The sequence below is a fragment of the Rhizobium sp. SEMIA4064 genome (genome assembly GCF_003025035.1).
Lineage (GTDB): Bacteria > Pseudomonadota > Alphaproteobacteria > Rhizobiales > Rhizobiaceae > Rhizobium > Rhizobium paranaense.
In genome coordinates this window covers 667,040-684,207 of sequence record NZ_PYJN01000013.1, presented here as the reverse complement: position 1 = coordinate 684,207, position 17,168 = coordinate 667,040, and the positions used below count along the sequence as shown (strand labels likewise).

Annotated in this window: 17 protein-coding genes; 10 read left to right on the top strand and 7 right to left on the bottom strand. The window is 59.9% G+C overall.

From position 1 onward, the window contains the following. Positions 1 to 86 precede the first annotated feature (86 nt). The 3 genes from C9E91_RS09840 to folE form a co-directional block, all read right to left on the bottom strand. On the bottom strand, positions 87 to 1,052 hold the full coding sequence (locus C9E91_RS09840) for a patatin-like phospholipase family protein (RefSeq protein ID WP_107108077.1): 966 nt from the start codon (positions 1,050 to 1,052) through the stop codon (positions 87 to 89). Between the two features lie 101 nt (positions 1,053 to 1,153). Further along, positions 1,154 to 1,603 carry a phosphoribosyl-AMP cyclohydrolase gene (gene hisI / locus C9E91_RS09835; RefSeq protein WP_107108076.1) on the bottom strand — a complete coding sequence of 150 codons (450 nt, stop codon included), beginning with the start codon at positions 1,601 to 1,603 and terminating at the stop codon, positions 1,154 to 1,156. Positions 1,604 to 1,628: 25 nt separating this feature from the next. After that, a complete protein-coding gene (gene folE / locus C9E91_RS09830) occupies positions 1,629 to 2,252 on the bottom strand; it encodes a GTP cyclohydrolase I FolE (protein WP_107108075.1) in 624 nt (207 codons plus the stop codon). 292 nt (positions 2,253 to 2,544) lie between these two features. Between folE and C9E91_RS09825 the strand changes: the two genes are divergently transcribed. The 5 genes from C9E91_RS09825 (at position 2,545) to C9E91_RS09805 (ending at position 7,084) form a co-directional block, all read left to right on the top strand. After that, on the top strand, positions 2,545 to 3,006 hold the full coding sequence (locus C9E91_RS09825) for an iron-sulfur cluster assembly scaffold protein (RefSeq protein WP_181316048.1): 462 nt from the start codon (positions 2,545 to 2,547) through the stop codon (positions 3,004 to 3,006). A gap of 15 nt (positions 3,007 to 3,021) precedes the next feature. Then, positions 3,022 to 3,450 carry a membrane protein insertion efficiency factor YidD gene (gene yidD / locus C9E91_RS09820; RefSeq protein WP_107108073.1) on the top strand — a complete coding sequence of 143 codons (429 nt, stop codon included), beginning with the start codon at positions 3,022 to 3,024 and terminating at the stop codon, positions 3,448 to 3,450. Positions 3,451 to 3,454: 4 nt separating this feature from the next. Further along, entirely contained in the window at positions 3,455 to 3,985 is a 531-nt protein-coding gene (locus tag C9E91_RS09815; protein ID WP_107108072.1) for a DUF1697 domain-containing protein, read from the top strand. A 125-nt stretch (positions 3,986 to 4,110) separates the two neighbouring features. Continuing rightward, the gene (thrS, locus tag C9E91_RS09810; protein ID WP_107108071.1) at positions 4,111 to 6,099 is read left to right on the top strand and encodes a threonine--tRNA ligase; all 1,989 of its coding nucleotides are present in this window, start codon (positions 4,111 to 4,113) and stop codon (positions 6,097 to 6,099) included. Between the two features lie 145 nt (positions 6,100 to 6,244). After that, positions 6,245 to 7,084 (top strand): lysophospholipid acyltransferase family protein, encoded by an 840-nt coding sequence (locus C9E91_RS09805; RefSeq protein ID WP_107108070.1) that lies wholly within the window; start codon positions 6,245 to 6,247, stop codon positions 7,082 to 7,084. A 38-nt stretch (positions 7,085 to 7,122) separates the two neighbouring features. Here C9E91_RS09805 and C9E91_RS09800 read toward each other — a convergent pair whose 3' ends face one another. Continuing rightward, entirely contained in the window at positions 7,123 to 8,250 is a 1,128-nt protein-coding gene (locus tag C9E91_RS09800; protein WP_107108069.1) for an RgsD C-terminal domain-containing protein, read from the bottom strand. Between the two features lie 110 nt (positions 8,251 to 8,360). Here C9E91_RS09800 and C9E91_RS09795 point away from each other — a divergent pair, with 110 nt between their 5' ends. From C9E91_RS09795 to C9E91_RS09780, 4 genes are all read left to right on the top strand, one after another. Next, positions 8,361 to 8,948, top strand: coding sequence for a nitroreductase family protein (locus C9E91_RS09795; RefSeq protein ID WP_107108068.1), 588 nt, complete (start codon positions 8,361 to 8,363; stop codon positions 8,946 to 8,948). Further along, positions 8,948 to 9,553 carry a flavin reductase family protein gene (locus C9E91_RS09790; protein WP_107108067.1) on the top strand — a complete coding sequence of 202 codons (606 nt, stop codon included), beginning with the start codon at positions 8,948 to 8,950 and terminating at the stop codon, positions 9,551 to 9,553. The genes C9E91_RS09795 and C9E91_RS09790 overlap by 1 nt, the downstream gene beginning before the upstream one ends. A 113-nt stretch (positions 9,554 to 9,666) precedes the next feature. Then, a complete protein-coding gene (locus tag C9E91_RS09785; protein WP_107108066.1) occupies positions 9,667 to 10,821 on the top strand; it encodes a DUF2336 domain-containing protein in 1,155 nt (384 codons plus the stop codon). A gap of 34 nt (positions 10,822 to 10,855) precedes the next feature. Beyond that, the gene (locus tag C9E91_RS09780) at positions 10,856 to 11,320 is read left to right on the top strand and encodes a GNAT family N-acetyltransferase (protein ID WP_181316047.1); all 465 of its coding nucleotides are present in this window, start codon (positions 10,856 to 10,858) and stop codon (positions 11,318 to 11,320) included. An 8-nt stretch (positions 11,321 to 11,328) separates the two neighbouring features. Here C9E91_RS09780 and C9E91_RS09775 read toward each other — a convergent pair whose 3' ends face one another. The 3 genes from C9E91_RS09775 to parE form a co-directional block, all read right to left on the bottom strand. Then, positions 11,329 to 12,507, bottom strand: coding sequence for an AI-2E family transporter (locus C9E91_RS09775; RefSeq protein ID WP_107108065.1), 1,179 nt, complete (start codon positions 12,505 to 12,507; stop codon positions 11,329 to 11,331). A 139-nt stretch (positions 12,508 to 12,646) separates the two neighbouring features. Beyond that, positions 12,647 to 13,783, bottom strand: a complete 1,137-nt coding sequence (locus tag C9E91_RS09770) for an esterase-like activity of phytase family protein (protein ID WP_107108064.1) — start codon at positions 13,781 to 13,783, stop codon at positions 12,647 to 12,649. A gap of 147 nt (positions 13,784 to 13,930) precedes the next feature. Continuing rightward, positions 13,931 to 15,994: a DNA topoisomerase IV subunit B gene (gene parE, locus C9E91_RS09765; protein ID WP_107108063.1), complete on the bottom strand. Its 2,064-nt coding sequence runs from the start codon at positions 15,992 to 15,994 to the stop codon at positions 13,931 to 13,933. Between the two features lie 200 nt (positions 15,995 to 16,194). Between parE and C9E91_RS09760 the strand changes: the two genes are divergently transcribed. Then, complete coding sequence (locus C9E91_RS09760) at positions 16,195 to 17,091, top strand: alpha/beta hydrolase family protein (RefSeq protein ID WP_107108062.1); 897 nt, start codon at positions 16,195 to 16,197, stop codon at positions 17,089 to 17,091. The last annotated feature ends 77 nt before the right edge of the window (positions 17,092 to 17,168 follow it).

Below are 17,168 nucleotides of genomic sequence, written 5' to 3'. Positions count from 1 at the left end.
TTGCCGCCACGAACGCCTTGAGCCAAAGGCGCCAAGCCGGTGCTCGCCAAAGACGAAATCAGCTCCAAATCCGAATGATTAACGTCCTATCGGGCGAAGGCTTCCTGCATGCGCCTGATTTCGACAAGCCGGACGGAGGTCTCTTCATAGCCGCGCTCGATCGCTTCGCCGGCACGATGAAACTCTGAGAGACCTATGTCGCTGAGGCGCGGGTGCAGCGCCAGGTCTGGCGGATCGCCGGCGAGACGTGCGCGGGAAATCCGATCCTGGATGATGTTGAAAGCCTGTACCATGACACCGGTCATGCCGAGCTTTGTATAGGGCGCTTCATCACGACGCTGCTGCTCGCCATTCAATGGACCGGCATTGTGCTTGACGACGGCCGAACGACCGAAAAGGTCGTAATGCAGGTTGACGGCGACCACGAGTGGCTGTTCGTAGGCACGGCAGACGGAAACAGGCACCGGATTGACCAGCGCGCCGTCGACCAGCGTGCGGCTATTGGTGCGCACCGGCTCGAAAATGCCGGGCAGGGCATAGGATGCCCGCAGCGCCGTGATCAGTGAGCCATTGGTGATCCAGACCTCGTGGCCGGTATTCAGTTCAGAAGCGACCGCGACGAAGGGGCGGTCCAGATCCTCGATGGTGAAGCCTTCAAGGTGTTCCTGCATGCGCTTGGTGAGCCGCATGCCGCCGAAAAGACCGCTGCCGCCAATAGTGAGATCGAGAAGGCTGGCGATGCGACGCATGGTCAGCGAGCGGGCAAAAGCCTCCAGCTCGTCAAGTTTGCCAGCGAGATAACAGCCGCCGACCAGAGCTCCGATGGAGGTGCCGGCGATCATGCCGACTTCGATTCCAGCCTCTGTCAGGGCGCGCAGCACGCCGATATGCGCCCAGCCACGAGCAGCGCCACCGCCGAGCGCCAGCGCGATCTTCACTTTTTTTGGGGGAGCGGGGACAGCGGGCGGTGCAGGTATGTTCTGTGAGGTGGTCGGACCTGTACCGGCAGGAACCTGCCCGGCGCTCTGACGAATCAACCCCCAGTTCAACATGGAATCCTCCGAGGCATAAACCTGCCTCTTGCTAAAATACTGTCCCTTTTTTGTTTCCAAATCGTATATTTGGCTGTTGCTTATTAGCCGGCGGGCGGTGCTTACTGCCCATAGACCTCGCCGGGATCGAAATGCAGGTGATCGTCGACGACGTTCAGCACCGGCTTTCCATCCTCCAGCTCGACAGTGCGATAGAAGCAGGAACGCCGTCCAGTATGGCACGTTGCATCGTGACCGGCGACCTCAACTTTCAGCCAGATAGCATCCTGATCACAATCGGTACGCATCTCCTTCACCGTCTGCAGATTTCCGGAAGTTTCACCCTTTTTCCAGATTTTTCCGCGCGAACGGCTGAAGTAGTGCGCCGTTTTTGTCTTTATGGTCAGTGCCAATGCCTCGGCATTCATATGCGCGACCATTAGCAGTTCACCGTCATGGGCATCGGTGACGATCGCGGTGATCAGGCCGCGATCATCGAAACGGGGGGTGAAATCGCCTGCATCCTCAAGTTCGGATTTGTCTGCGGAAGGCTCGTTGAATACCAAGTTCATTTCCGGCTCTTTCTTTGAAGCCTAATCAGCGGCTCCGGACCATCGTCATGAAGCGGACCTGCTCGGCCGGATCGGCCTTGAAGGCACCGGTGAAGGTCGTCGTCAACGTCGACGAGCCGTGCTTCTGCACGCCACGCATCGCCATGCACATATGCTCCGCATCGAGCATGACGGCGACGCCGCGCGGACGCAGGGAGTCGTCGATTGCGTTTGCGATCTGGGCGGTCATGGCCTCCTGCGTCTGCAGGCGGCGGCCGAAAATTTCAACGACGCGGGCGATCTTGGACAGACCAAGGACGCGGCCGTTCGGCAGGTAGGCGACATGCGCCTTGCCGATGATCGGCACGACGTGGTGTTCGCAATGAGAGAAAAACGGAATGTCGCGCACGAGAACCATGTCATCATAGCCGGAAACCTCCTCGAAGGTGCGGCCGAGCACGTCCTCGGGGTTCAAATCGTAGCCGGAGAAGAGTTCGCGATACGCCTTGGCGACACGGGTCGGCGTATCGAGCAGCCCTTCGCGCTGCGGATCGTCACCTGCCCAGCGAAGCAGAACGCGGACTGCGTCCTCGGCTTCCTTTTGGGACGGACGGTCCAATACCGGATTGGATTCAACTGCTTGCGGAAAGTTCTTTACAATGGCGTCCATTACCTGTGGTCTCCTGATCCGCATCGCGGATCTTATTTTGTCGGACTCGCCACTGGTATCCTCCCGAACCTGGAGAATTATGCACCTTTGGCGGGCTCCGGGGCGTTCTGGCTGGCGGACAAGCCTGCCGTCCTGCACGGTTTCCCATCAAACTTACAGAAGACCATTGCATTTTGATGGTCTTCGAACGACATACATATAGTATGGCATTGTCCCTGTGAAAGTGTCCTAACGAGACACGCTGTGTTTTTTGTTATGAAACAAAGAACGGGCGCGTCGGAGCAAAGCGATAATGGACGACATCTACAACAGCAAGATTCTGGAATTTGCCGGCAATATCGAACGCATCGGCAGCCTTTCCGACGCCGATGCAAGCGCTCAGGCCCATTCCAGACTATGCGGCTCTCGCGTCAAAATCTGGCTGAAAATGGACGGCGACGTCGTGACCGATTTTGCCCACGACGTCAAGGCCTGCGCACTCGGACAGGCCTCTTCCTCGATCATGGCCCGCCATGTCGTCGGCGCCACCGCCAGCGAGTTGCGCCAGGCGCGCGAAGACATGCTGGCGATGCTGAAGGCGGACGGCGAGGGGCCGACAGGGCGCTTCGAAGACATGCGCTATCTGCGACCGGTCAGGGACTACAAGGCCCGGCATGCGTCGACGATGCTGACATTCGATGCCGTGGTGGATGCGGTCGGTCAGATCGAGGCGGCGCGCGAACCCGCCAGGGCCATAGCGAGCGAAGCCGTTTGATCAAGGCTGCCGGCGATGTGCCATCTCTGCTCCATGCAAGATGAGGAAGATGAGGGAGGAGCGGCCGCGGGCTCCAAAAGGATAAGGCGCGACAAAGCACCGCCCCACGGCAATAGCAAGCCACGCCAATCCCGCAATTATTCCGGCCCCTTCCGCAAGACACCCGATCGGCTCCTTGGCATGGGTCTCATCCGTTTCTATCAACTGACGCTTTCCGGCTTCATTGGCAATTCCTGCCGCCATATCCCGACCTGCTCGGAATACGGTTATGAATCGATTGCCCGGCATGGCCTGTGGGCCGGCGGCTGGATGACGCTGTTCCGCGTGGCGCGCTGCGGTCCCGGAGGCACAAGCGGGCTCGATCCCGTGCCGGAAACGCTGGAAAACCGCTATCATTGGTGGACCCCGTGGCGCTATTTCCGCCTTGGCCAAAAGGCCGCCTGACGGCATGGCGGTCTACATCGCGCTTCTGCACAGTATCGTCCTTGGCGGCGGTCGGCGCGTCGTCATGAGCGATTTGCGGGCCATGGCGGAGAGCATTGGATTTTCAGACGTCAAGACGCTGGTCGCGACCGGCAATCTCGTTTTCGAGGCTGACGCGCAACCAATTGCGGAGATCGAGGCACGGCTCGAAGCAGGCTTCGCGAAGAGTTTTGGCAAGGCTGTCGATATCATTGCTCGCGATGCCGAGACTTGGCGCAGGCTTGCCGCCGGCAATCCGTTCAGCGACGGCAAGGGTAGTGAGGTCGTCGTCCGCGTCATGCGAAAACCGCTGGAGCCGTCGGTGATAGCAGCCCTCGGCAAACACAGGAACGACCCGGAACGCCTGGCGGTGGTTGATGGCGACCTATGGATCGATTTCGGCGGCAAGGCGAGCGAGACCCGTCTCCTCTCGGCGCTGACCACCAAACGCCTTGGCGTCGGCACGTTGCGAAACTGGAACACGGTGCGCGGATTGGTCGAGATGATCGGCGAGTAAAGCCGCTTCTCCTTTACTAAATCGCCGAATATCGCTATCAGGCGACCGCGTTCAATCAAGATCGATTGACCGCATCTTTCAAAACCACCCGCATTCGTTGGCGGGACTGGACAAGGAGAATTTCGATGTCCCAATCCGTTTCCCTGACATTTCCCGATGGTTCCGTGCGCAGCTACGATGCTGGCGCAACCGGCAGAGATGTCGCCGAATCCATTTCCAAGTCGCTTGCCAAGAAGGCCGTCGCCGTTGCGATCGACGGCACCGTGCGCGACCTTTCCGATCCGGTGACCGAAGGCAAGATCGAGATCATCACCCGCAATGACGACCGCGCGCTGGAACTGATCCGGCATGACGCGGCGCACGTCATGGCAGAAGCGGTGCAGGAACTGTGGCCCGGCACGCAGGTGACGATCGGCCCGGTCATCGAAAACGGCTTCTACTACGACTTTGCCAAGAACGAACCCTTCACGCCCGACGACCTGCCGGTCATCGAAAAGAAGATGCGCGAGATCATCCAGCGCAATGCGTCGTTCACAAAGCAGATCTGGTCGCGCGAGAAGGCAAAGGAAGTCTTTGCCGCCAAGGGTGAGCGCTACAAGGTCGAGCTCGTCGATGCCATTCCGGAAGGGCAGGACCTGAAGATCTATTATCAGGGCGATTGGTTCGACCTTTGCCGTGGGCCGCACATGGCTTCCACCGGCCAGATCGGTTCGGCTTTCAAGCTGATGAAGGTGGCGGGCGCCTATTGGCGCGGTGACAGCAACAATCCGATGCTGACCCGCATCTATGGCACGGCATTCTCCGAACAGGCCGATCTCGACAACTACCTGCACATCCTCGCCGAAGCCGAAAAACGCGATCACCGCCGTCTCGGCCGCGAAATGGACCTGTTCCACTTCCAGGAAGAAGGCCCCGGCGTCGTCTTCTGGCACGGCAAGGGCTGGCGGATGTTCCAGACGCTGGTGTCCTATATGCGCCGGCGATTGCAGGGCGACTATCAGGAAGTCAACGCGCCGCAGGTGCTCGACAAGTCGCTTTGGGAAACCTCCGGTCACTGGGGCTGGTATCGCGACAACATGTTCAAGGTCACCGTCGCCGGCGACGAGACCGATGACGATCGCGTCTTCGCGCTGAAGCCGATGAACTGCCCCGGCCACATCCAGATCTTCAAGCATGGCTTGAAGTCCTACCGCGAACTGCCGATCCGGCTTGCGGAATTCGGCGCAGTGCATCGCTACGAGCCTTCGGGTGCGTTGCACGGGCTGATGCGCGTGCGCGGCTTCACGCAGGACGACGCGCATATCTTCTGCACCGACGAGCAGATGGCCGCCGAATGCCTGAAGATCAACGATTTGATCCTTTCGGTCTATGAGGACTTCGGCTTCAAGGAGATCGTCGTGAAGCTCTCGACACGCCCGGACAAGCGCGTCGGTTCCGACGACCTCTGGGACCGTGCCGAAAGCGTGATGATGGACGTGCTGAAGACCATCGAGGCTCAGTCCGAAGGACGCATCAAAACCGGCATTCTGCCGGGCGAGGGCGCGTTCTACGGGCCGAAGTTCGAATATACGCTCAAGGACGCCATCGGCCGTGAATGGCAGTGCGGCACGACCCAGGTCGACTTCAACCTGCCGGAACGCTTCGGCGCGTTCTATATCGACCAGCATTCCGAAAAGACGCAGCCGGTGATGATCCATCGCGCCATCTGCGGCTCGATGGAACGCTTCCTCGGTATCTTGATCGAGAATTTCGCCGGCCATATGCCCCTCTGGGTGTCGCCGCTGCAGGTGGTGGTGGCAACCATCACCTCGGAAGCCGACGAATATGGCAACGAGGTTGCGGAAGCGCTGCGCGAAGCCGGGCTCGATGTCGAGACCGATTTCCGCAATGAGAAGATCAACTACAAGATCCGCGAGCATTCGGTGACCAAGGTCCCGGTCATTATCGTCTGCGGCAAGAAGGAAGCCGAGGAGCGCTCGGTCAACATCCGCCGCCTCGGCAGCCAGGCGCAGACGGCAATATCGCTCGACGAGGCCATCGCTTCGCTTTCACTCGAAGCCACGCCGCCGGATATCCTGCGCAAGCGTGAAGCCAAGCGGTCCAAAGCCGCTTGATATCAAATGTCGTCTGGCGGCATCTTCACAGAGCCGTCAGACAACTGACATGAAACTTTAATATAGACAATGATTCAGAGGGCTGCGCGCCCTGCCGGACATGCAGCCCTGTAGAATTTAAGGAGCGGGGCAGCCCGTCGCGGATTTGGATTTCAAAGAATTATCCTACGCCAATGAACGGGATACGCGCATTAAGCGCTGGTTCATCCGCTCCATCGAAGGCCTGTCGGGGCGCGATCGCTATGCCCGGCTTTACGACATCTGGCGCAGCGATATCGTCGGCAAGAGCGAACGCGTCTTCGGCAAGATGCTCGATCTCATCGATGTGAGCCTGGTTGCCAAGGGCGAATGGCCGCCACAGGAAATTCCCGATGCGCCGATCGTCATCGTCGCCAACCACCCCTTCGGTATCGGCGACGGCATCGCGATCCTGGCGCTTGCCGAGCAGCTCGGCAGACCCTTCAAGGTGCTGATCCATAACGAATTGCTGAAAGTGCCTGAGATGGCCGATTATTCGCTGCCGGTTTCCTTCGAGGAAACCAAGGAGGCGATGGCGATCAACATGAAGACGCGCCACGAGGCGGTTCGCCTGCTCAAGGAAGGCACGACGATCATCGTTTTTCCGGCCGGCGGGGTTGCAACGGCGAAGAAGGGCTTCGGCCGTGCCGAGGACCTGCCGTGGAAAATTTTCCCGGCGAAGCTCATTCAAGCGGCGCGCGCCAGCGTCATTCCCGTTTATTTCGAGGGGCAGAACGGCCGGCTGTTTCATCTCGCCAGCCGTGTGTCGCTGACGCTGCGTCTTTCCCTGCTGATCCGCGAATTCCGCCGTCTTTCCGGCAGCACCATCACCGCCCATGTCGGTAGGCTGATGACGTGGGAGGCGCTCAGCGAAGGCAACGATCGCAAGGATCTGTTGTCGAAGCTCTACAGCGCGGTGTTTTCCATGGCGCCTCCTAAGCGAGCGCTGCGAAAAAGGGCCGTATAACGGAGGCCGCCGATCCAAATTCGCAGCCTGTCTCGGCCTCAGTCCATACTCTCGCCATCGTCGCCGCCAGACGACGGCGCCAATTGCTCGTAGGTCGGCAAGGGGCGCTGCTGGCCTGAGGCGGCCGGCTGGGTCTGCGGGGCCTGGTTTTGCTGCACCTGTGCCGGCGGAATGGGGATCTGCTGTGCAGGCTGCTGATCGTTGGCGTCCTGCGGCTGCTGTTCCTTCATCAGCACTTCGACATCGGTATTCTTGCCGGCTCCGACGGTGAAGTCGCGCTGATAGATCTTGTCCTTATTGCGGGCAATGGCCGTATATTGGCCTTCCGCGAGCACCATGGTGGGGAAAGCACTAAGGCTTTCGCCGACGATATCGCCGGCAGAGGTGAGGATCGACCAAGCCGTATCGGCAATCGCCTCGCCGCCCTTGTCCGATACCAGTTTGAAAGTAATCTTCGCCGCCTTGTGCTGGATCGTCGCTTCGGTGACCTTGCCGGCTTCCACCTGGATATCGGCGCGGATGACGGCGTTGACGGCACCATATTCGGAGACGATGTGATAGGTGCCGGCGCTGAGGCCAACCAGCGTGTTCGGCTTGACGTTGGACATGACGAGACCGCGCTCGCCGTCTTCCTTCGCATCGTTGGAATAGATCGAAAAACTCAGCTCATCCGGCGGGATGCGCACGTCAGAGCCGGAGACAGCGTTCAGCACCATACCGCCGGCGTCGAGCACCATGATCTGCTTTTGCAGCACGCCGCTTTCCGGCACGGTCAACTTCTTGGTGACACCGGCGCGGCCAAAGGAGACGTTGACGAAATAATCGCCGGGAAGGAGATGGAAGGATGCCGAGCCGCCTTTCGAGCTTGCGACCAGCGGCAGCTTGCCGTCGGCGCCGGCAAAGGGGCTGAAGACATACCAGGAGAGACCCTGCAATTGCGGGCCGCTGTCAGAGGCAAGCTTGGCCTCGAGCGAAACATCGTGCAGCGATTGACCGGACGAGTTTTCGCCGCCTGGCGCGACAAAGGCATTGAGCTTCGGCATCTTCACGCTGCCGTCGAGCTGCTTGAATTCCTGGAAGGCATTTTCCGCCGAAGCAGCGGTGCTCAGGCTCGCGAGCATTGCGAACGCCGTGCCCAATCGGCGAGCGGATGAAATGCCTGACATGAATTCCCAACCGATTGACTTCCGGTAAAACACAGGCCACTTCAAGACCAACGGAGTGGCAAATTCAAGACCCACTTCCTCCCGCGCGTGAAAATGAAAGCAATCATTCGATGAAAACCGATATCAAGCTGGTCGATTATCTGGCGGTCCGCCGATCCATTCCCGCTTTTCAGATGATGGAACCCGGCCCGGACAAAGCCGAAATCGAAGATATTCTGCGGCTCGCTTCGCGCGTGCCGGATCACGGCAAGCTCGCCCCCTGGCGCTTCATCGTCTATCGCGGCGAGGAGCGCGCGCGGATCGGCGAGGAGCTGTTGAAGCTCGCGCTGGAAGCCAAGCCGGACCTTTCCGAAGAGATGATCCAGGTCGAGCGCACGCGCTTCACCCGTGCGCCCGTCGTCATCGCCGTTGTCAGCAAGGCGGGACCGCATTTCAAAATTCCGGAATGGGAACAATTGATGTCAGCGGGCGCGCTTTGCCTCAATCTGCTGATTTCCGCCAACGCGCACGGCTGGGTTTCGAACTGGCTGACCGAGTGGTTCGCCTATGACGAGCGCGCCTATCCGCTGCTCGGCGTGCAGCCAGGCGAAAAGGTAGCTGGCTTCATTCATATCGGTTCGTCCACCTTCCCATCCACCGAACGCCCGCGCCCGGAACTGACGGAGACCGTAACCTGGGTCGGCGGCGAGGGAGCGTGATGTTCTACACGACGGACACCAATCGGCATGGTCTGGCGCATGACCCCTTCAAGGCCATCGTCGCGCCACGGCCGATCGGCTGGATTGGCAGCAAGGGCAGGGACGGTTCGCTGAACCTGTCCCCCTATTCCTTTTTCAATGCGGTCAGCGACCGGCCGAAGCTGGTGATGTTCTCTTCTGCCGGCAGAAAGGACAGCGTGCGCAATGTCGAGGAAACGGGCGTTTTCACCGCCAACCTCGTCAGCCGTCATATCGTGGAGAAGATGAATCATTCGTCGATCGCCGTCGCCTACGGCGTCAATGAATTCGAACTGGCTGGACTGACTGCAAAACCTGGCGAGTTGGTCGATGCGCCTTACGTCGGCGAGGCCTTTGCTGTCCTCGAATGCCGGGTGACCGAGATCATGCAGCCCAAGGGCCTCGATGGCGAGCCATCCGAAAATATCATGGTCTTTGGCCAGGTCATCGGCATCCATATCGATGAGGCGATCATTCGCAACGGTCGGCTCGACATGGCGCTCGCGCGGCCTGTCGCCCGCATGGGCTACATGGACTACAGCGAAGGCAGCGATGTCTTCGTGCTGCTGCGGCCAAAAGCGCCGTAACATCAGCGCCTTTCGGTCTCGTATTAGTGGTTAATAAACAAGGTAAACGGCCCGTAAACCTTTCATCGCTAACGTGTCCGATATGAGTTCGCGGGTCGGGAATCGTCCCGCCGATATCGGGGCGTTATGTGATCATAGAAGCATTTCTTCGCTGGGCTGAGACCGCCAAGGCAGAGAGTAGGGCGAGGGCGGCCAATGCACTTGGGCGAGCCTATCTGCAATCGGAGATGCCGCGAGAAGAGCGCGCCGCCGCCGAGATGGCGATGACCTATCTACTCGATGATCCGTCGCCGCGCGTGCGTCTGTCGCTTGCAGAGGCCGTGGCACGCTCCCCGAACGCGCCGCGCAACATCATCCTGTCGCTGGCGGAGGATCAGCCGGAGATCGCAGGGCAGGTCATTCTTTTCTCACCGGTGTTTACCGATGCCGATCTTGTCGACCTTGCGCTGCGCTGCAGCAATGTGACGCGCGTCCTGATCGCCTCGCGCGGCCGGGTGTCGCGGTCGGTTTCGGCAGCACTCGCCGAAATCGGCGGCGAGACCGAAGTCCTTTGCCTGCTGGAAAACGACGGCGCCTCGCTGTCGCGCGCCTCGCTGAAGCGGATCGCCGAACGCCTTGGCGATCAGGCCGACATACGCGGTCTGCTTCTTGATCGTGACGCGCTGCCATCCGACGTCCGCCACCTGCTGATGCGGCATGTGAGCGAGGCACTGACCGGCTCAAGCCTCATTCAGGCTACGATCGGCGCTGGCAGGCTTCAGCATATTACCCGCGAGGCCAGCGAGGCAGCGACGGTCTCCATCGCCGGCACGGTACAGCATGAGGACATTCCCGATCTGGTCGAGCACCTGCGGCAGTCCGGCTGGTTGACACCGGCTTTCCTGATGCATGCGCTTTGCTCGGGCAAGGTGGACTTCTTCGCCGGCGCGATCACCAACCTTTCGGCCTGTGACGAGCGCCGCGTGCGCTCCATCCTTTCCACCGGCCGCGTCTATGCCGTCCGTGCGCTTTATGAATCTGCCGGCCTGTCGCGCGATATCAGCATCGTCTTTGTCGAGGCGACATTGATCTGGCGCGAGGCGTCGCGCGCCAATGGCGGCACCATGCTAGAAAATGTTTCGGCGCGGCTGATGCATAAATTCCGACTTGCAGACCAGTCCCCTGTCGCGGCGGTGCAATTGCTCGATATGGTGGAGAAGCTCGCCAACGCCGAACGGCGGCAGACGGCGCGGACATTCGCGGCGCTGGCGGCTCTTGCCGCAGCGTGATAGTCATCGGCTATTGCAGCTTTGGGAATGTGTCTTGTCACTGACGATTACTGTTGAATCACCGCGCCAGGATGGCGTTATCCGTCTCCTCGACATGTCCAGTGCCTACGCACAATCGCTTTATCCGCCAGAGAGCAATCATATGCTCGATCTGGACGCTCTGGAGAGCCCCGACGTGACCTTCTGGGTCGCACGGCTCGATGGCGATATGGTCGGCTGCTGCGCTCTGGTGGAGGCGGGGGATGGCACCGCAGAGATCAAGCGCATGTTTGTCGATCCGCTTGCCAGGGGACGCAGGGTCGCACAGATGCTGATGAAAGCAGCGGAAGAGAAAGCGACAGAAAGAAAGCTGACGGCGCTACGGCTCGAAACCGGCATATACCAGCCGGAGGCAATCGGCCTCTACCGCAAGTTCGGCTACATCGAGATCGGACCATTCGGCAGCTACGAGCCCGATCCACTTAGCCTGTTCATGGAGAAGACGCTTCCGCAGGCTTAAGAGGCCTGTCAGCCGTCGGAACCGTCCCTGACACGCAATTGCAGTTCCGGCTCCTGAGCGTGTTGTTCCTCGGTCAGTTCCGCCTCGCGGATCCATTCACGCCAGATGGCCACGATAATGGCCATGAGTACCGGACCGATGAACAGGCCAAGGAATCCCATGGTCTTGACGCCGCCGAGAAGGCCGAAAAAGGTCGGCAGGAAGGGCAGCTTGATCGGACCACCGACGAGCTTCGGCCGAAGCGTCTTGTCGACGATGAAGAGTTCGACCGTCCCCCAGATAAACAGCCCGGCGCCGGCCCAAGGGGAGCCGCTGGCGAGCAGATAAATGGATACGAGCGACATGGAGAGCGGCGCACCACCAGGCACGAGCGCCATGACACCGGTCAGAACGCCAAGGGTGACTGCCGATGGCGCGCCCGCGATCCAATAGGCGACGCCCAACACCACACCTTCGCCAATGGCGATCAACGTCATGCCCATGACGGTGGAGCTGATCGTCGCCGGCACGACGCGGGAGATGCGCTCCCAGCGGTTCGGCAAGATACGTTCGCCCAAAAGATCGACCTGGCGGACGAAACTGGCCCCGTCGCGGTAGATGAAGAACAGGGCGATCAGCATGAACAGCAAAGTCAGCACGACATGGAACGCGCCGCCGCCGGCAGCAAGCACCGCCCGGTAGATATTGCCGATATGTGCGCCGCTGACGAGTTGCGCCAATTCGCCGATGGAACCGGGGCTGCCGATATATTGCGTCCACTGATCGCCGAGCCAGGAGCCGACGATCGGCAGCGCGAGTATCCATTGCGGCGGCGGGGCACCATCGCGATTGACATGCACCGCCCAGGTAAACCATTCGCGGACTTCACCGACCATATAGATGGCCGAAAGCACGATCGGCAGCACGAGGAAGGTGACGATAAAGGCGATGGCGATGGTTGCCGCAAGCGTCGTATTGCCGTTGGTTCGGCGCACGAGATCGCTATAAAGCGGCCAGGTGGCAAAGCCGATCACAGCCGCGGCCAACACCGGAACGAGAAAACCGTAGAAGAAATAGATGCCGGCCGCCGCAATCAGGATCAGCAGCCAACGCGCCGCAGAAATCGACGGAATAAGAGCCATGCGCGCGGGCGCGCTTGGGCCCAGCCAACGCGGCTCCCTCGGCTTATGACGTTCGAATACACCCACCGGACTTGCTTCACTCTTTTTATTAGATCAACCGGTTATGGGGTATGATCTAGGCTGTTTCAAGGGCCACCACTTGAAAGCCTATATAATCCGTTGCCGTGACAGCCGAACGACTACCGATGCGAGAGTAGACGGCCGACTATTGCGGCCGACGGATGACCTTGAAGGCAAAGAATTGCGTCTTCTGCGTCGGATTGAAATTGTTGTCGGCAACGAAGATCAGCACATCCGTACCGTCTTTCGCCTTGCCGAGGCTGACACCTTCGATGTTGTCAGGGGCAAGGCCGAGCGCCCGCAGGTCCATCACCTGGACCTTGCGCACAGGCACGATGCGCTGGTCGGTCTTGGCCAAAGATGGGATGTTCGAGACATCGGTCGCGCCTTCGAGATCGAACATGTTGATGACGACGGAATTGCCGACATCCTGCGCATAGCCGCGCTCGATCGACAGCGCATGCCGGTCGTCCAGCGCCACGATTTCCGACATGCCGAAATCATTCCAGCCGCCGGGTTTGGAGGCGGCCTGCGGGATCGGCGCGACCGGATAGACATACTGCGCCTTCTGTTCGCCCGTGACCGCATCGTAGCGGATGAAACGGGCAAGCGCGCCATTGGTCAGCGTCGTCATCGGTCCGTCTTGATAGAGCGCGGATTCCATGCCGACCAGAAGATCGCTACCGGCGAGGAAGCTCAGACCCTCGAAAGCAAGGTTGTCGCGGATGCCGGTGCTCTTGTCCGCGGTCGGTGCGAAACCTGCCGGCAGCGGCAGTTCGCGCACGAAGCTGCCATCGCGATTGGCAACCCGCACGAAAGGCGGCAGCAGTGCCTTGCCGTCGCCTTCGCTGCTCCAATAGATGCCGTCCTTGCCGACGCGGATCGACTCGGAATCAACCGTGCGAAAAGCGAAAGGTTGGCCGTTCTTGTCCTTCAGTGTCACATGATCGAGAACGGTCACGCCCTTCAGGCCAACGGCACTGACATCGATGTCAAGATCGTAGAAGCGGGCAGGCGCCTTTTCGGAGCGGTCATCGCTGATGGAGATATAGTGGCCGGTCGAAGGATCGAAATCGATGCCGGAGAGACCACCGACTTCGACGCCGCTTTCCATGAAGCCCGTCGGAATATCGTATTCGCCGAGATAGGAGAGGCTGATACCCGCCTTGCAGTCGCCGAAGGGGCAAGGAACGTCGATGACCGTGCCGATATCGGCAGCGCGGGCACCAGCGGAACCGAGAAGAAAGGCAGCAGCGGCAGTCGTCAAAAAGGGCTTCAACATGGCGATATCGTCACATCCGGTTTACGAGTTGGCGGGTTCGCAGAGATGCCGCATCTATGCATCCGCCCGTGACGCTTTCGTTACGGATATCGGTCAGTTCGATAAAAATATCGCGAGGTCGTTTTTGCCGCGGCGGGGACGCGGCTGCTAAATATCCAAATTCTCCGCAAACGCTGCGCGTTCCTGGATAAAGCGGAAACGGGCATCTGCCTTGGTGCCCATGAGATTGTCGACGGCCTCACGGGTGCCCTCGAAATCCACCTCGTCGATCTCGACGCGCAACAGGGTGCGCTTCGCCGGATCCATCGTCGTTTCCTTGAGCTGGGCGGGAAGCATTTCGCCAAGACCTTTGAAACGGCTGATCTCGATCTTGCCTTTGCCCTTGAACTCGCTCTCCATCAGCTCCAGCCGATGGGCGTCATCGCGGGCATAGATGGATTTCGACCCCTGCGTGATCTTGTAGAGCGGCGGCACCGCCAGGAAAAGGTGGCCGCCACGGATCAGCTCAGGCATTTCTTGATAGAAGAACGTGATCAGCAGCGAGGCGATATGGGCGCCATCGACGTCGGCATCGGTCATGACGACGACGCGCTGATAGCGCAGGTCTTCTTCGCGATATTTCGAACGCGTGCCACAGCCGAGCGCCTGGACGAGATCGGTGATCTGCTGGTTGGCGGATAGCTTTTCGCGACCGGCGCTGGCGACGTTGAGAATCTTACCACGCAGGGGCAGGATCGCTTGGTTGGTACGATTGCGCGCCTGCTTGGCGGAGCCACCTGCCGAATCACCTTCGACGAGGAAGAGTTCGGCGCCTTCGGCGGTGTTCTGCGAACAATCGGCGAGCTTGCCCGGCAGGCGCAGCTTGCGCACCGCCGTCTTGCGGTTGACTTCCTTCTCCTTACGGCGGCGCAGGCGCTCTTCGGAACGCTCGATCACCCATTCAAGCAGCTTCTCGGCCTCGGCCGGATTGTCGGTCAGGTAGTGATCGAAGGGGTCGCGCAACGCATTTTCAACGATACGCTGCGCCTCGACGGTTGCGAGCCTGTCCTTGGTCTGGCCGACGAATTCCGGTTCGCGGATGAAGATGGAAAGCATGCCGACGCCGGAGATCATCACGTCGTCGGTGGTGATGCCGGCGGCGCGCTTGTTCTGCGTCATCTCGGCATAGTTTTTCAGCCCCTTGGTCAGCGCGATGCGCAGGCCGGCCTCGTGCGTGCCGCCTTCGGGGGTGGGGATGGTATTGCAATAGGAGTGGATCTGCGGGTCCCCGCCATACCAGGTGATCGCCCATTCCAGCGAACCATGGCCGCTTGCCTTCTCCGACTTGCCGGCGAAAATCTCGCGAGTGACGGTGAACTCGTTGCCCATCGTCGCCTTGAGGTAATCCTTCAGGCCGCCGGGGAAATGGAAAACCGCTTTTTCCGGAACATCGGAGGCTCCGTGCACCAATTCCGGATCGCAGCTCCAGCGGATTTCGACGCCGCCGAAGAGATAGGCCTTGGAGCGTGCCATGCGGAAGACACGAGCAGGATCGAATTTGGCATGCTCGCCGAAGATCTGCGGATCGGGATGGAAACGGACGCGGGTACCGCGACGGTTATGGACATCGCCGAGCTCTTCCAGGCCGCCTTGCGGCAGGCCGCGCGAAAAGCGCTGGCGATAGAGCTTGCGATTGCGCGCCACCTCGACTTCGAGATCATCGGACAGGGCATTGACGACCGAGACGCCGACGCCATGCAGGCCGCCCGAGGTTTCATAGGCCTTGCCGTCGAACTTACCGCCAGCATGCAGCTTGGTCATGATGACTTCGAGCGTCGACTTACCCGGTACCTGCGGATGATTTTCGACCGGAATGCCGCGGCCGTTATCGGTGACGGTCAGATAGCCCCGCTGGTCGAGATGCACTTCGATGAAATCGGCATGACCGGCGACGGCCTCGTCCATGGAATTGTCGATGACTTCGGCGAAGAGATGATGCAACGCCTTCTCGTCGGTGCCACCGATATACATGCCGGGGCGCATGCGCACCGGCTCCAGTCCTTCGAGAACGCGGATCGAATTCGCCCCATATTCATCAGCATTCGAGGTTGTCGGTGCTGCGCGTGGGGCAGGGACGGCCACAGGCTTTTCAGCCTTGACGACCGGCTTGTCCTCCGCTTCCGGTTTCGGCGAAAGGGGCAGTGCGGAGAAGAGATCGTTGCTGTTATCCATGGGGCTGTTCAGATTTGTCCTTGAAGGGGTCATACCCCAAAATCACCGCAATTGCCGTCAGTTTCGCGAATCACCGTGATTCTGCCAGAAACGATGCCCGAGCGCGATGGCACCCCGATAACGGGGCAAATTCGGAAAAAAGATTTGCGTTGCCGGGCGGCGAATGGCAAGCCCGTGGGCCTATCGAGGGAAGTGTCCGCATGCGAATGTCCACAGCTCATTTGTCGATTTTAGCCGCAATTGCGGCGTTTTTGCCGTTGGCAACCGCGTCGGGTGCCGCTGCGGAAGCGCTGAAGCCCTTCAAGGATGACCTGTTTTCCAATCAGACGGTCCTCGAAAGCCATGACAACGGTGCTTTTCAGACGATCGACTATCAGGAAATGCGCGACATCAACGGCCGCGACGAGGTGCCGGAACGGCGTGTCAAGCCGGCTTACGTCGCAACCGGCGTGCGCTGGAAAGCGCAGCAAGACGAGACCTTGCCGCTCGGCAACCGCAAGCTCGATGTCACCCGCATCGGCCCGGCATCCAAGCAGGCCTTCACGGTGATCTTCATCCACGGCCGTGGCGGCGACCGCAGGCTGGGGTCCAACGACTTTACGTTCGGCGGTAATTTCAACCGGCTGAAGAACCTCGCCTACAACAATGGCGGCACGTACTACGCGCCGAGCGTGAAGAGCTTCGATAGCGACGGCGTCGCCGACATCGCGGCCCTGATCCGCTATTCCTACGAGCAATCCGGCGGCCGGCCCGTCATCCTCACCTGCGCTTCGATGGGCAGCTTCATCTGCTGGGGCATCACGCGCGACGCCGAAAGCGTCCAGCGCCTGAAGGGGATGGCGATTTTGAGCGGGGTCACCGATCAGGATTTCGTCAAGAGCGCCTTCTACAAGGCGAAATTGCCGATCTGGTTCACCCATGGCAGCAAGGACCCGGTCTACGCCGCCACTGACCAGGAAGCCCTGTTTGAAAAACTCTACAAGACGCATTACCCGACGCGATTCACGCTGTTTGCCACCGGCAACCATGGCACGCCGGTGCGGATGACCGATTGGCGAAAGGTGCTGAATTGGATCATCGATCCACAGCCGTCATAATTCTTTTCGGAAAAATTTCGGCTTATTTTCAAAAGAGTGATCTTTTTAAATGGTTTGAATTCGTTCCGACTGCTTTC

Bases quoted from the DNA above. Each gene is read 5' to 3' on its own strand.
- C9E91_RS09840 (WP_107108077.1), bottom strand. From the start codon at position 1,052: ATGTTGAACTGGGGGTTGATTCGTCAGAGCGCCGGGCAGGTTCCTGCC.
- hisI (WP_107108076.1), bottom strand. From the start codon at position 1,603: ATGAACTTGGTATTCAACGAGCCTTCCGCAGACAAATCCGAACTTGAG.
- folE (WP_107108075.1), bottom strand. From the start codon at position 2,252: ATGGACGCCATTGTAAAGAACTTTCCGCAAGCAGTTGAATCCAATCCG.
- C9E91_RS09825 (WP_181316048.1), top strand. From the start codon at position 2,545: ATGGACGACATCTACAACAGCAAGATTCTGGAATTTGCCGGCAATATC.
- yidD (WP_107108073.1), top strand. From the start codon at position 3,022: ATGTGCCATCTCTGCTCCATGCAAGATGAGGAAGATGAGGGAGGAGCG.
- C9E91_RS09815 (WP_107108072.1), top strand. From the start codon at position 3,455: ATGGCGGTCTACATCGCGCTTCTGCACAGTATCGTCCTTGGCGGCGGT.
- thrS (WP_107108071.1), top strand. From the start codon at position 4,111: ATGTCCCAATCCGTTTCCCTGACATTTCCCGATGGTTCCGTGCGCAGC.
- C9E91_RS09800 (WP_107108069.1), bottom strand. From the start codon at position 8,250: ATGTCAGGCATTTCATCCGCTCGCCGATTGGGCACGGCGTTCGCAATG.
- C9E91_RS09795 (WP_107108068.1), top strand. From the start codon at position 8,361: ATGAAAACCGATATCAAGCTGGTCGATTATCTGGCGGTCCGCCGATCC.
- C9E91_RS09790 (WP_107108067.1), top strand. From the start codon at position 8,948: ATGTTCTACACGACGGACACCAATCGGCATGGTCTGGCGCATGACCCC.
- C9E91_RS09770 (WP_107108064.1), bottom strand. From the start codon at position 13,783: ATGTTGAAGCCCTTTTTGACGACTGCCGCTGCTGCCTTTCTTCTCGGT.
- parE (WP_107108063.1), bottom strand. From the start codon at position 15,994: ATGGATAACAGCAACGATCTCTTCTCCGCACTGCCCCTTTCGCCGAAA.
- C9E91_RS09760 (WP_107108062.1), top strand. From the start codon at position 16,195: ATGCGAATGTCCACAGCTCATTTGTCGATTTTAGCCGCAATTGCGGCG.